Origin of the sequence: Prevotella sp., assembly GCF_036570325.1 — a bacterium.
In the GTDB taxonomy this organism is placed as follows: Bacteria; Bacteroidota; Bacteroidia; order Bacteroidales; family Bacteroidaceae; genus Prevotella.
In genome coordinates, this window is sequence record NZ_DATCYK010000079.1 from 1 (window position 1) to 14,532 (window position 14,532).

The following is a 14,532-nucleotide window of genomic DNA, read 5'->3' on the forward strand; positions in this document are numbered from 1 at the left end:
GAGCTGACCGAAGGAAAGCAGACCGACACCACGACAGCCGTACTGAAAGACCGTGACGCGGCCGTAAGTCAACGCACATCTATCTACCAACTCTTCAAGAATCGGCAGGAACACATGCACCTCGACTATGTTCTCTTGGGCGAAGCGCATGCCGATAACGCCTATGCGGGCACCACCGGACAGGAAACTATACCCTTGGAGACCAACGCGCTCGACGCCGCCACCGGTACGCTTGCCCGTGATTGGAACCGTTACTTGGAAGATATTGCCAAGGCCAATGTGCTCATCAATGGTGTGGAACAGTTGAAAGAAAAGGGGCAAATCAGCGATGGCGACTATCGTCAATGGCGTGCCGAGGGCCAATTGTTCCGTGCTTTGCTGATGTTCCGCATGGTTCGCATGTGGGGTTCGCTACCCGTCATCACCAAAGTGGCCCAAACCATCACGTCGGAGAACATCAAGGAGGTTTATCCTACTTACTTCCCACCCCGTTCTACCACCGAGGAATGTTACCAACAAATCATCAGCGACTTGGAATATGCCGAGCAAAACGCGCCCGACATATCAGCTACCGACCGCACCATCATGTCGAAAACGGCCGCCCAAGCATTGCTTTGCAAGGTTTATGCGGAGAAAGCCGTGCAGGATTATGACAAGGTTATTGCCTATGCGGAGAAGGTTCGGGCCACTCCGGGCGTAGCGCTTGAGAAAGACTATGCCACCCTTTGGGGCTGGGACGATGACAAGAAAGACTGCGTAAAGCGCAATACCAGCGAGGGAATTCTTGAAGTTCAGTGGTTGCCGGGCGCCGGTAACTGGGAAAGTTGGATGTATGGACGCAGCCTCGAGAACTATGACAACAGCTTTACGTGGGCAAAATGGGTCACACCTTCACGCGATCTCGTCAAGGCTTTCAATGATGAGGGCGACAAGATACGTCTCAACGAGACGGTGGTTTACTATAGTTGCAAATGGAGCAACTACTACCCTGCCTCTAATTACGCCTTTATGTATAAGCTCCGCTCAGGTTACAACAACGAATACATAGTTCGTTTGGGCGACATCCTGCTGCTTCAAGCCGAGGCTTACGCCTTTAAGGGCGACACACAGAATAGCGCCAAGCTGGTCAACATGATTCGTGAACGCGCCAAACTCAAAGCGCTCACCGCCGACCAGACCGCAAGCAAGGACAAGATGATTGCCGCCGTGCTCCACGAACGCCGTCTCGAACTGGCCATGGAGGGCGAACGTTGGTACGACCTCTGCCGCTATGGCAAGGTGGAAGAGGTGATGAACACGCTCCGTAGCCGTGACTCGGGTCGCCTCGCGTTGACCAGAAACTACGACGCTAACTCTTATTTAATGCCTATTCCACAAGCTGCGCTCGATGAGAATGAGAATCTCAAGCAGAACCCGGGTTATTAATTGATTAATAAAAATCCTTATGAAAAAGAATAATATGTACATAACAACACTGCTTTTAAGCATGACCATGTCGGCCCTCACGGCCTGTGGCGTTGACAGCGGCTTCGATATTCAGCCCGCACCCGAAGTAAAGACCACGTTCCCCAACCCCATACCGGCTGACGGCGAGGCCCGTACCTTCACCTCAACGGCCAATGGTTATACCATGCTCAAGCAAGGTAGCGCCGCTCTTCTCGAAGGACAATCGATGGCACCCACCACGATTCAGGTGGATCCTTCAAAGACTTATCAGGAAATGGATGGCTTCGGATTTGCCATAACCTATTCTTCCTGCTACAACTTGTTGAAGATGGACCCCGCGGCACGTGCCGCTTTCCTCAAGCAAACTTACTCTCCCACCGAGGGCTACGGCGTGAGCTATGCCCGTATCTCCATCGGATGCAACGACTTCAGCAGCACCGAATATTCGCTGTGCGACCAAAAGGGACTCGAGAATTTCAAGTTCTATAAGGACGAGACCGACTATGTCATTCCTATATTAAAGGAGATTTTGGCCATCAATCCTGACCTGAAGATTATCGCAGCGCCATGGACTTGCCCCAAATGGATGAAGGTGAAAGACCTCGCAAGCAAGACTCCGTTCGATTCTTGGACCGATGGTCACCTCAATCCCGACTACCGCAAGACCTACGCCGATTACTTTGTGAAGTTCGTAAACGAAATGAAGGCACAAGGAATAGCCATCTATGCCGTCAGCCCACAGAACGAACCACTCAACAAAGCCAACTGTGCTTCGCTCTACATGCCTTGGGATGAGCAGGCAGCTTTCGTGAAAGAATTGGCCGCGGCGTTCAAGAAAGGAAAGCTCAATACCAAGATTTACCTCTTCGATCATAACTATAACTACGACAACAACAAGGATCAGAACGACTACCCCGTAAAGGTTTACAACGCCTTGGGCAAGAAGTTCGAGGGTTCGGAGTTGGTAGTGGGCGCCGCATACCACGACTACGGCGGCACCAATGATGAGCTGACCGACATTCACAATCAGGCTTCCGACAAGGAACTTATCTTCTCCGAGAGTAGTATCGGTACTTGGAATGACGGCCGTAACTTAGCCAAGCGCCTCGTAGCCGACATGAAGAACATTACCCTCGGCACCGTTAACCAGTGGTGTAAGGCCGTTCTCGTGTGGAACCTCATGCTCGATGAGAAGATGGGACCTAACCTTGACGGTGGTTGTCAGACTTGTTTTGGCGCCGTAGACATCTTCAATAACTACCAAACATTGAAGTACAACTCTCATTATTACGTCATTTGCCACATGTCAAGCGTAGTTCGTCCCGGCGCAAAGCGCATTGGTATGGCCCTTCGCAGCTATCAGAGCACCAATCTTCTCTACGCTGCTTTCCTCAATCCCGACGGCACCAAGGCCCTCGTAGTTCTCAATACGGGCGATACCGACCTCAATGCCACCGTAAGCGACGGCAAGAACTACTTCCCCGTTAGCGTGCCTGCCCAAGGTGTTATCTCAACAACGTGGAAATAAAAAACCGAACCAATATGAAAACCTTTAAATATTTTACCGTCCTAATCGCGGCATTGTCACTCATGACAGTGTCGTGCAAGGACTTCGATTACAACGAACTCACGGGCAAAGGCTCACCTACCATCAAGGCCAATACCGTGGCTTCGGCCACCATGGGCGATTCTATCGACCTGACAGTGAACTGTACCGACGCCGAGGGCTATGACCTTTCTACGCTCAAAGCCGAGATGTGTTACAGCGGCGAACCGGTAAATGCCGTTACCGTTCGTACCCAACAACCGGGCGATTATCAAATTAAGCTCCATGTACCTTTCCTCCGTTTCATCCCCAACGGCAAGGCACAAGTGCGCCTCACCCTGCAAAACGTCACCACCAAGACCACCGTTGAGCATATCGACATCGACGTGGAGCGCCCTCATTTCAAGGACCTTCAATTCGTTACGGCCGACAATGTCAAGGTAGCCATGACCGAAGGCGACGACTATACCTACTCTTGCCCCTTCACCATCAACGACAATGCCTTCAAGGGTTACTTCCAAACAGCCGATGGCAAATACCGTTTTGGCTGGGGCGATAGCGACATTGCCGAGAACGGACAGGGCTATCTCTCGTTCCAAAGCAATGCCACGGGCAAGGTGAATGTTACCTTCAACAGCCGCGACTTTACCTTCGGACCGCAGGAAGAGCTCAATATCCAACCTTTGGAATTCCGCAATCAGGAGGGCCAAGATGTCTTTACGGGCACGCTTACCGAGGGTATGAGCTACAAGTTTATCGGCGACGAGGCCGTGACGAAGAACAATTGGTTCTACGACGACGACTTCTTCACCCGCAATGCCGACGGCACTTTCACCTTCAAAGCCCTCACCGGAACCTATACTATCAAAGCTGCGTTCGACGAAAACGGCTTCCGTATCTTCAGCGGTGAGCCTAAGTCACCCACCAAGCTCAATGCCGATGGCACCGGAGCGCTATGGATTATCGGTGGCAACATGTTTGGTAAGCCCAATTACAACCACGCTCAAAGCTGGTGGACCGATACCGACCACGCCCTCTGCATGGCTCCCGTAGCCGATAAGATCTACCAAGTAACCCTCGCCGTAGGCCGACAGTTGAAGGCCGGAAACACCGTTGACTTCAAGTTCTTCGGCCAAGCCGGATGGGGCACGGAGTTCAAAGCTACCGGCGACTATGCGCTGACGACCAACAACCCATGGTTTGAAATCAACCCCGGCAGTGGCAACATCAAGCTCAAGGACGGCGTTACGCTGAAGAAGGGCGAGGCCTTCAAGTTCACCGTTGACCTCACGGCAGGCTGCTCTAAGGGCAAACTTACCGTGGTAAAGGCCGACGATCCCGCCATCGAACTCACCTCGAGCGCCGATACTTACACCGGAAGATTCGTTCAAGGCAATATCTATCAGATTGGCGGCGACGCTGCCATCGGCGCCGATGATTGGTTTTACGACCCCGACTTCCTCATCCGCAACCAAGACGGAAGTTATACTTTCAATGCCCAAACGGGTAATTATACCATCAAAGCCGTGTTCGCTCAAAAGGGATTTCGTATCCATCGCATGAACGAGGCCGGCGATAAACCCGCCTCATTGGCCGCCGACGGCACGGGCGCTATTTGGATTATTGGCGACGCTATCTATGGTAAGCCCACCTTCGAGGGCGCCCATAGCTGGTGGACCGGTGCCGCTAACGACCTCTGCATGGCCGCCGTTAAGAATAAGGTGTACCAAATCACCCTCACCGTAGGCAAACAACTCAAAGCCGGAAAGAGCGTTAACTTCAAGTTCTTCGGCCAAGCCGATTGGGGCATAGAGTTCAAGGGAGCACCCGCCGACTACTATCTTACCACCGCAGGGCCTACCTTCCTCGTGGGCGATGGCAACGGTCATGACAACGGCAACGTTTATTTGGCCGATGGCGCGGAGCTTATCGACGGCGAAACTTACGTATTTACCATCGATTGCAGCAAGGGAATGAAGCCCGCCACGCTGACAGTTGTAAAGAAATAAAGCATGAAACATTTTCTCTTAACACTTACTATGACACTGGCTCTGGGCGCAAATGCCCAGAAGCCGGTGTATCTTGATGACAGCCAACCCGTGGAACAACGCATTGAGGACGCCCTCAAGCGCATGACCCTCGATGAGAAAATAGCCGTCATCCACGCACAAAGCAAGTTCTCATCGCCCGGCGTCAAGCGATTGGGATTTCCCGATTTTTGGACCGACGATGGGCCTCACGGCGTGCGCCCCGACGTGCTTTGGGACGAATGGGAGCAGGCCGGACAAACCAACGACTCGTGTGTGGCCTTCCCGGCGCTCACTTGTCTGGCCGCCACATGGAACCCCTCGATGGCCGGTATCTACGGTTTGAGCCTCGGAGAGGAAGCGCTTTACCGTGGCAAAGACATGATTTTGGGCCCCGGCGTCAATATTTACCGTACTCCTTTGGGCGGTCGTAACTTTGAATACATGGGTGAGGACCCCTTCTTGGCAGGCCGTATGGTCGTGCCTTACGTACAAGGACTCCAAGCCAACGGCGTTGCGGCCTGCGTAAAGCACTATGCGCTCAACAACGATGAGGAGTACCGACATCAGGTAAACGTCATTGTGAGCGACCGTGCGCTCCACGAAATCTACCTCCCGGCGTTCAAAGCGGCCGTTACCGAGGGCAAAGCGTGGGGACTCATGGGGGCTTACAACCTCTATAACAACCAACACAACTGCCACAACGAGATACTTATCAACCGCATACTCAAGGGCGATTGGAAGTTCGATGGCGTGGTTGTGAGCGACTGGGGTGGCTGTCACGATACCGATGAAGCCGTAAAGTACGGGCTCGATATGGAGTTTGGCACATGGACCGATGGCCTTAAAATGGGCAAGACCAATGCTTACGACAGCTACTACATGGCCGACGCCTACAAGCAGGCTATCCGCAGCGGCAAATATACCGAGAAAGAACTCAACGACAAGGTACGTCGTATCCTGCGACTCTTCTACCGCACCACGATGAATCGCCAGCGCCCCGTGGGTTTCCTCTGCTCCGAGGCCCATTACGAGGCCGCCCGCCGCATAGGCAACGAGGGCATTGTGTTGCTCAAGAATCAGAAAAACCTGCTGCCATTACAGGCTGTCAAGGGCAAGACCGTGCTCGTTGTGGGCGAGAATGCCGTGAAAATGATGACCATCGGCGGAGGTTCGTCCTCGCTGAAGGTGCAACGTGAGGTCTCACCCCTCGACGGACTGCGTGAGGCTTTGGCCGAAAAGGGAGTCAATGTGGCCTACGAACGCGGCTACGTTGGCGACACCAACGGCTCTTACAACGGCGTTACGAGCGGGCAAGACCTTAGCGAGAACCGCTCGGCCGACCAACTTATAGCCGACGCCGTGGCCCAAGCACGCAAGGCCGACTACGTTATCTTCTTCGGAGGACTCAACAAGAGCGACTACCAAGACTGCGAAGGACACGACCGAAAGGACTATGCGCTTCCCTATGGGCAGGACCGTGTGATCGAGGCTTTGGCCAAAGCCAACAAGAATCTCGTAGTTGTAAACATATCGGGCAACGCCGTTGCCATGCCGTGGGCTGACCGTGTAAACGCCATTGTGCAAGGATGGTTCGGCGGATCAGAGGCAGGCCATTGTATCGCCGATGTGCTTACGGGCCAAGCCAACCCATCGGGCAAGCTGCCCTTTACGTGGACCCGCACCCTCAACGACGTGCCGGCACACAAGCTCAACGCCTTTCCCGGCACGTGGAGAGCCGACAAGAAGATTATAGATGAGGAATACAAGGAAGGCATTTACGTGGGTTACCGTGGCGTGGACCAATACAAGACGCGTCCGCTCTTTGCCTTCGGCCATGGTCTTAGCTATACTTCGTTCAAGATAAGCAACCTGCGGGCCGACCGCACGGCCATGACCCGCGACGGCAAAATAACCTTTACGGTCAACGTAAAGAACACCGGCAAGCGCCGCGGGCAGGAAGTCGTGCAGCTCTACATCAGCGATTTGCAGTCGTCTTTGCCCCGCCCGGTAAAGGAACTCAAAGGCTTTACCAAGGTCGACCTTGCCCCCGGCGAGAGCCGCGACGTAACCCTGACCATCGATAACAGCGCCCTCAGTTTCTACGATGATACCAAGCAGGCATGGACTTCTGAAGCCGGTGCGTTCGAGGCCCTCGTGGGTAACGCCTCCGATAACCTGACGCAGAAGCTCCGCTTCAACCTTACCGACTAATCACTCGCTCCGAGTAACCATAAGCCAAACGGCATTTGAAAGTAGTTTTTCTAACTTTCAAATGCCGTTTTTCCTTGTCTGACCAGTCTGACCGGTCCGACTCGTCCGACTGATCCGCCGATGATAGCGGCCCATACGGCCGCTATCATCCCACAAAAGAGCCGCTATTACCGGCTCAAAGGCCCCCTTTCACCCTCCCAAAAGCCTGCTATGAGCTAACAAAAGGGCTGCTTTGGAAACACGTTACCATTTTTTTCGTATCTTTGCAAAAGAGCGGTACCTATACCGACCGCCACCTTTCATCAAGCAATGACCAGCCACACCACCATCCAACAGTTTGCTTCGGGCGACCGACGGGCCTTTGAAGCAGTGTTTCGCCACTACTATCCAAAGGTGCGAGGCTTCTTGGTGGGCATGCTGAAAAACGAGGCCGACGCCGAGGATGTGGCCCAAACGGTGTTTATCCGCCTATGGACCAAGCGCGAACGGCTGACCGACGTGGCGTGCTTCGATGGCTATCTCTATCGCATGAGCCGCAATGCCATGATGAATTTCCTAAAGAAAAGCTACGCCGAAATGGGTCCGCCACCACACGCCATGGAGCAGGCTGACGTCACGACGCCCCACGAACAGCTCATTGCCGACGACCTACGACTGCTCACCGACCTCATCGTGAGCCGCATGCCCGACCGCCGGCGTGAGGTATTCAGGCTGAGCCGACAGGCCGGACTGACCAATGAGGAGATTGCGCAAAGGCTGGGCATATCGAAAAAGACCGTCGAAAACCACCTCAACATGGCCTTGGGCGAACTGCGAAAAGAACTGCTCATTTTCCTATTATTTGTTAATGAATTGGGGGCACACGGCTTTTCATCTGTCTTTTAATCAAACGAAATCAACAAACAACATGGCTTATATCGACCGCATCATCCACTTTTTCTTTCATCATGAGGCCCCTTCAGATCTCCGGGAGCGTGTACATCGTCGGCTGCTTGCCCATGAGGAGAGCGCCGACGAGGCCCTGCAATCGGTGTGGAATGAGCAGCCTGCGGCGTCTGCCGACCCCAACCATACCGACGAGGCCCTGCGGCGAGTGGAGGAAAAGCTCTTCGGCCCAATGCCAAGGCGCCGCCCCGAGGGCATAAGATGGCTCATAAGAGCAGCCGTATGGCTCGTGCCGGTCGTGCTGTTGGCTGCCTCGGCCTACCTCTACATGGGCTCCCGCGATAACCTAAAGCTATTGGCCGATACCCAACTCATCGAACATGCCACCGCCAACGGTGAGCACCGCCAACTTATGTTGCCCGATGGCACCGCCGTATGGCTCAATGCCGGTAGCGTCATCATTTATCCCTCTACTTTCCGCGGAACAGAAAGAAAGGTGTATCTCTCGGGCGAGGCCTTCTTCAAAGTGAGCCATGACGAGGACCATCCCTTCATCGTCAACACCCGACAAGCCAATTTAAAGGTGCTCGGAACGGAGTTCAACGTGATGAGTTATCCCGAAATGGACCGCATGATTATCACCCTTCAACAAGGTAAATTGGGCGTCGACATCAGCTCATCGGGCCGCAACTATATCCTCACGCCCAACCAGCAACTTATTTACACGCCCGCCACCGACAGCGTGGAGCTCCATAGCGTCACGGCCACCAATTACTCCTCGTGGAAGCAGGGTGAGCTGTTCTTCAGCGACGCAAGGCTTACCACCGTCCTGCGGGCCATCGAACGCACCTACAACGTGCGCTGCCACCTCGTCAACAGTCGCTATGCCAACCAGCGTGTAAGGCTTCATCTCGACCGTGATGAGAAGCTATCAACGGTGCTCCACGTGCTGCGCGATCTGTTGCCCGGCCTCAACTACACCATCGAGGGCAAGGATGTGTATATCAGATGAGAGGGGATGAGAGGGCCTTTGGCCCTCTCTGACTAGTCTGACCGGTCAGACTGGTCAGACTGGTCAGACCAAATTAAAAGGCACCCCCTGAAACATTCATGCTTCAGGGGGTGCCTTTTCTTATAAAGTTTTGGCGCTATCGGCCCACCATTCTACAGTTTGTCGCCATAGCAAAGGTCGCCGGCGTCACCAAATCCGGGCACAATGTACTTGTGTTCGTTCATGCCCGGGTCGATGGCAGCGCACCAAATGGTGGTCTTATCCTCGGGGAATGTCTTGCGAATATGGTCGATTCCCTCGGGCGAGGCTATCACACAGCACACGTGAATACGCTTGGGCGTACCCTTGGTAAGGAATGTTTTGTAGCCCAGTTCCATGCTTCCACCCGTCGCGAGCATAGGGTCGGCGATGATAAGGTTCTTCTCGTCAATGCTCGGCGTGGCCAAATATTCCACATGAATGCCCACTTGATGGTGCTCGGCGTCCTTGTATTCGCGGTAAGCACTTACGAAAGCGTTGCCCGCATGGTCGAAAATATTGAGGAAACCTTGGTGGAATGGCAGTCCGGCACGGAAGATAGTGGCGAGGACTATTTTATCGGTTGGCACGTTGACACGGGAAATTCCCAGAGGCGTGGCAATGTCTTTTGGCTCATAATTGAGCGTTTTTGAAATTTCAAAGGCTTCAAACTCGCCAATACGCATGATGTTATTGCGGAACAAAAGACGATTTTTCTGATACTCCTTGTCACGAATTTCAGCCATATACTGATTAATGATAGAGTTACGATCGCTGAGGTTAATAATTTCCATATCCTAATCTGAGTTTATAGTTTTCTGCAAAGTTAGCATTTTTTCAGCAACTTGCGGTAGATTGTCGCTTTATTTTGTAAATTTGCATACATGAATATCAGCACTTTAGACCTTAAGGAACGATATACCGAAATAAAGGATATTGTCATTAAACGCATACAAGGCAACAAGAAAGACGTGGCGTTGGTGCTCTCAAGCGGTGGCGCCCGAGGGCTTGCCCACATCGGTGCGATAGAGGAACTCACCGACCGTGGCTACCACATCCGGTCGATTGCCGGCACCTCCATGGGCGCCTTGGTGGCCGGTATGTACGCCACGGGCAACTTGGAGCGCTTCAAGGAGTGGATGACCACCATGGACCGCAAGAAGATTCTCAGCCTTACCGACTTTGAGCTGGGCTTTGACCATCTTGTCAAAGGCCGACGCATCATCGACGCGCTCAAGGAAATCGTGCCCGATGTAAGGATAGAAGACCTGCCCATTCCTTACTCCGCCGTGGCCACCGATTGGGAATCGGGCCACGAGGTGGTATTTACCGAGGGCAGTTTGTACAGCGCCATCCGTGCGTCCATTTCGCTTCCGGCCTTTTTCTCGCCCGTAAAGACGGGCAACAAGATACTCATCGACGGTGGCATTACCAATCCGCTGCCCCTCAATCGTGTGAAACGAACGAAGGGCGACTTGCTTGTGGCCGTCAATGTGAGCGGCCATGACTACTTGGGACAGTCACGAATGAAGCGACTTATCGAGAAACGGGAGATGGAAGGGTCGAGAGCCCTGCGGTTGCTCAAGCGCATCATGCCCGAGAACGTGCATCCCGAATTCAATATCTACACGCTTCTCAACCGCACATCGTCCATCATGATTCACCAAAACTCACAATTGGCAATCCGCCTGACGCCCCCCGACATCCTCGTAGACATATCGATGAAGCGTTACGGAGGCTTCGATTACGACAAGTCTACCCGCTTGGTCAACATCGGACGGAAGCGCATGAAGGAAGCCATCGACGGCTACGAGCTGTAAGCCTTTTAATCATCTGACCGGTCGGACTGGTCAGACCAGCCAGACTAGTCCGACAAAACAACAGCCGAAAGGCCCCTTATTCCCCCTCAATTCCCCAACTATGAACATACATTTATCGCAAGAAATAAAAGCCGTTTGCCCCGATTTTGTCGGTGCCTGCATAGAAGCCACGGTAGAAAACACCCCTTACAACGAAGCCCTTTGGGCCGAGATAACCCGCAAGGGAGAAGAACTGAAGGCCTCGCTAACCACCGAAACGGTGAAAGACCTTAGCGCCATCGCCGCCACCCGCCGCATTTACCGGGCCTGCGGCAAAGACCCATCGCGCTACAGGCCATCGGGCGAGGCCCTCATCCGCCGCATACTGCAAGGCAAAGGGCTCTATAAGGTCGACACATTGGTGGACCTTATCAATTTGGCCAGCATAGTTTATGGCTACAGCATTGGCGCTTTCGACGCCGATAAGTTCGATGGCGACACGCTCACCTTGGGCATAGGCCGCCCCAACGAACCTTATGAGGGCATAGGGCGGGGGCTCATCAATATTGAGGGAATGCCCGTTTACCGCGACGCTACGGGCGGTGTGGGAACGCCCACCAGCGACCATGAGCGCACCAAGATAAGCCTTGGAACCCGCCATTTGGTGGTGCTCATCAATGGGTACGACGGCCGTGAAGACCAAGTTAAGGCCAATGCGGAATATATTTGCGGCTTGCTTCAGAAACATTGCGGAAGCAACGACACCGCTTACTTTATCTATCGATAAAACGGTCGATAGCTTTTTAAGAAACCAAAGGCCTGCTTTCAGGCGCTCAAAGGGCTGCTTTCAGTGGATGAAAGCAGCCCTTTGAGTTGGTGATTTGCCTGCTTTGGCAACCGAAGTTGCCAAAGCGGACTAGTCGGACAAGTCTGACCGGTCCGACTAGTCCGCCAAAAGCAGTAGCCCCCCAAGGCCCCTACAACACGCCAACCAACATTTCCCACACCGCGATGATGTGACAAATACTGCCTGCCAAGACGAAAAAATGGAAGACGGTGTGCAGGTATTTGCGCTTATTAATGCTGTAAAATACCGCTCCGGTGATATAACATACGCCCTCGGCCACTATCCACAAGATACCGGCCGTTGACAAAGCGGCTATCAAAGGCTTAAAAGCGATGAGCACGCTAAGGCCCATGCCCACGAAGCAAGTGGTCTCCAGATGGCTGTGGTCCTTAAGATTGACAAAGCTCATGACCGTACCCACCAAGGCGCAAAGCCATATAAAGACAAACAAACTCCACCCCCAATACCCCTGCTCACGCAGCGCTATGAGCGTGATGGGCGAATAGCTGCCGGCTATATGCCAATAAATGGCGGCATGGTCCCACCGCCGCAGCCGCTCCTTCCACTTGCTCCAAGCCGATAGGGAGTGGTAAACCGTGGAAGCAACGTAGGACATGAGCATGCCAAACAGATACAAAATCACGCCTGCGGTAGCCCATCCATCGCCGCGGGAGAAGCACATATAAAGGAATATAGCTCCTGCCACAACGCCTATAAGGATACCACAGGCGTGACTCCATGCGTTCCACAACTCTTCTTTATGACTAAAATGAATCCGCAACTTCATGCGGCCAAAGTTATGATAAAGAAGCGGAACCTCAAAAGAAAAAGCCCACTTATTTAGTCAAAGGCCCGACGGTCAGCTCTCACGCTGGCGCATTCCCATACGAGCCTCTACCACATTGACAACATAGTCGCCCAATTTCTCGCACTCGCTGATGATGTCCATGTACATCGTTCCTACGGCATAGGTGTACTGATGGTTATTGACATCGCTGATGTTTTGCGTCCGCAATTGGCCGCGGAAGTTGTTTATCTCGTTCTCAATGTTGAAAGACGCGTTGGGATCAATCATGTCGCGGCTCTTGACAAACATGAGATTCATGTGGGTAAGGGCGTCGTTGGTCAGCCCGAACATCTGATGAATGTGCTCATACTGCTGCTCCGTGAAGTCCTCTTTGCCCGAACGAAGGCGGTTCATGGTGCGAGCCAAGTTGTAACAACTGTCACCTATGCTCTCGATCTCACTGATTTCACGCAACATGGTGCGCACTTTCTCCTTCGTATCGTCGCTCAAATGGGCGTTACTTACTTGGTCGAGATACTTGGCTATCTCTATTTCCATGTTGTCGCTGATACTCTCGTACTTCTCTATACGGCTGTAGAGCTTGCTAAAGGGCTCACCCTCTTTCGTGTTGAGCAGCTCCACTACCATGCCAAACATGCGCTGAATACGCTCGCCAAACGAGCCTATCTCCTTCTGAGCCTCGAGCACCGAGAGCTCCGGAGTCTTCATGATACCCATCTGGATGAAGCGTAGACGGAAGTCGTCCTCATCCTTATTGGCCTTAGGTTTGATGAGCCAGCAAACCACTTTCTCTATCCTTGGGATAAGACCGATGAGCAATGCCGTGTTGGCCACGTTGAAACAAGTATGGAAAGCGGCCAAAACGATGGGCAACATCTTGGCCCGTTCGGCGGTGGAAATGTTGGTGGCGGCGGGGTCATAGCCCACGAGTCCGCATACGAAGTTGACAAACGGATAGAACAAAGCCATCACCCAAACCACGCCAAACACATTAAACACCAAGTGGGCCATGGCTGCCCGGCGGGCCTGCGTATTGGCTCCGAGGGCCGCGAGGTTGGCGGTGGCGGTGGTACCGATATTCTCTCCCATCACCAAAGCGATACCTAAATATATAGGAAGCACGCCCGTGGAGCAGAGAAGGATGGTGATGGCCATCACGGCCGCCGAACTTTGAACGATACAAGTGATGATGGTACCGATGAGCAAGAACACAAAGATGGTGGCATGACTGCGCACATCAAAGCTCGAGAAAAAGCTGATGGCGTCGGGATTGTGCTCCAAATCGAGCTCCTTTCCCGCACTGCTGAGCAATACCAACGCGAAAAACAGGAAGGCAATACCAAACAAGAAGTCGCCGATATACCGATGACGCTTGCTGTAAATGAGCATTATGCCTACAAAAAACGCCGGAAATACAACGATGGTAAGGTCAACATTGTATCCCAGCGACATAATCCAAGCCGTAAGAGTAGTACCGATATTGGCACCCATAATTACCGAAATAGCCTGCGCCAAGGTAAGAAGTCCGGCATTGACAAAGCTCACCGTCATCACCGTAGTGGCCGAAGAACTCTGCACGGCGCAAGTAATGAAGACGCCGGTTAGCATACCGGTAAAGCGATTGGTGGTCATCGCGCCCAAGATATGGCGCAACTGAGAGCCTGCCATCTTCTGTAATGCCTCGCTCATAATCTTCATGCCATAGATAAGAAGGGCCAAAGAACCGAGCACTTTTGAAAAGATCAAAATATAATCATTTGCTGTCATATAATGAAATGAATAATGTTATACAAAGGAAAAGGTAGCAAATAAGATACAGTTGCCTATCAAGTAAACCATCAGCGGCAAGGAATAAACGTTTCCTTGGCCAGCGATAAGTTTGTAAAGTCTAAAAAAATTACAAATAGACATACTTTTAATTAAGATTTGT

The 14,532-nt window shown here is 52.7% G+C and carries 11 protein-coding genes; 8 read left to right on the forward strand and 3 right to left on the reverse strand.

Annotation, left to right across the window (positions count from 1 at the left end):
* The 6 genes from VIR50_RS08290 to VIR50_RS08315 form a co-directional block, all read left to right on the forward strand.
* Positions 1 to 1,425, forward strand: a 1,425-nt coding sequence (locus VIR50_RS08290) for a RagB/SusD family nutrient uptake outer membrane protein (protein WP_331934669.1), incomplete at its 5' end; no start/stop codon positions are given.
* Positions 1,426 to 1,444: 19 nt separating this feature from the next.
* On the forward strand, positions 1,445 to 2,974 hold the full coding sequence (locus VIR50_RS08295) for a glycoside hydrolase family 30 protein (protein ID WP_331934670.1): 1,530 nt from the start codon (positions 1,445 to 1,447) through the stop codon (positions 2,972 to 2,974).
* Between the two features lie 14 nt (positions 2,975 to 2,988).
* Complete coding sequence (locus VIR50_RS08300; protein ID WP_331934671.1) at positions 2,989 to 5,001, forward strand: DUF5121 domain-containing protein; 2,013 nt, start codon at positions 2,989 to 2,991, stop codon at positions 4,999 to 5,001.
* Between the two features lie 3 nt (positions 5,002 to 5,004).
* Positions 5,005 to 7,233 carry a glycoside hydrolase family 3 C-terminal domain-containing protein gene (locus VIR50_RS08305; protein ID WP_331934672.1) on the forward strand — a complete coding sequence of 743 codons (2,229 nt, stop codon included), beginning with the start codon at positions 5,005 to 5,007 and terminating at the stop codon, positions 7,231 to 7,233.
* 309 nt (positions 7,234 to 7,542) lie between these two features.
* Positions 7,543 to 8,118 carry an RNA polymerase sigma-70 factor gene (locus tag VIR50_RS08310; protein WP_331934673.1) on the forward strand — a complete coding sequence of 192 codons (576 nt, stop codon included), beginning with the start codon at positions 7,543 to 7,545 and terminating at the stop codon, positions 8,116 to 8,118.
* 22 nt (positions 8,119 to 8,140) lie between these two features.
* Positions 8,141 to 9,130 (forward strand): FecR family protein, encoded by a 990-nt coding sequence (locus VIR50_RS08315; protein ID WP_331934674.1) that lies wholly within the window; start codon positions 8,141 to 8,143, stop codon positions 9,128 to 9,130.
* A gap of 152 nt (positions 9,131 to 9,282) precedes the next feature.
* Here the strand turns inward: VIR50_RS08315 and upp are convergent, their stop codons facing one another.
* Positions 9,283 to 9,942: a uracil phosphoribosyltransferase gene (upp, locus tag VIR50_RS08320; protein WP_331934675.1), complete on the reverse strand. Its 660-nt coding sequence runs from the start codon at positions 9,940 to 9,942 to the stop codon at positions 9,283 to 9,285.
* A gap of 90 nt (positions 9,943 to 10,032) precedes the next feature.
* Here upp and VIR50_RS08325 point away from each other — a divergent pair, with 90 nt between their 5' ends.
* Together VIR50_RS08325 and VIR50_RS08330 are read left to right on the forward strand one after the other, a co-directional pair.
* Entirely contained in the window at positions 10,033 to 10,968 is a 936-nt protein-coding gene (locus VIR50_RS08325) for a patatin-like phospholipase family protein (protein ID WP_331934676.1), read from the forward strand.
* 100 nt (positions 10,969 to 11,068) lie between these two features.
* Positions 11,069 to 11,734 carry a B3/B4 domain-containing protein gene (locus VIR50_RS08330; RefSeq protein WP_331934677.1) on the forward strand — a complete coding sequence of 222 codons (666 nt, stop codon included), beginning with the start codon at positions 11,069 to 11,071 and terminating at the stop codon, positions 11,732 to 11,734.
* 190 nt (positions 11,735 to 11,924) lie between these two features.
* On the opposite strand, the gene trhA is transcribed toward VIR50_RS08330, so the two are convergent.
* Positions 11,925 to 12,581, reverse strand: coding sequence for a PAQR family membrane homeostasis protein TrhA (gene trhA / locus VIR50_RS08335; protein WP_331934678.1), 657 nt, complete (start codon positions 12,579 to 12,581; stop codon positions 11,925 to 11,927).
* 72 nt (positions 12,582 to 12,653) lie between these two features.
* Positions 12,654 to 14,369 (reverse strand): Na/Pi cotransporter family protein, encoded by a 1,716-nt coding sequence (locus VIR50_RS08340; protein ID WP_331934679.1) that lies wholly within the window; start codon positions 14,367 to 14,369, stop codon positions 12,654 to 12,656.
* Positions 14,370 to 14,532 lie beyond the last annotated feature (163 nt).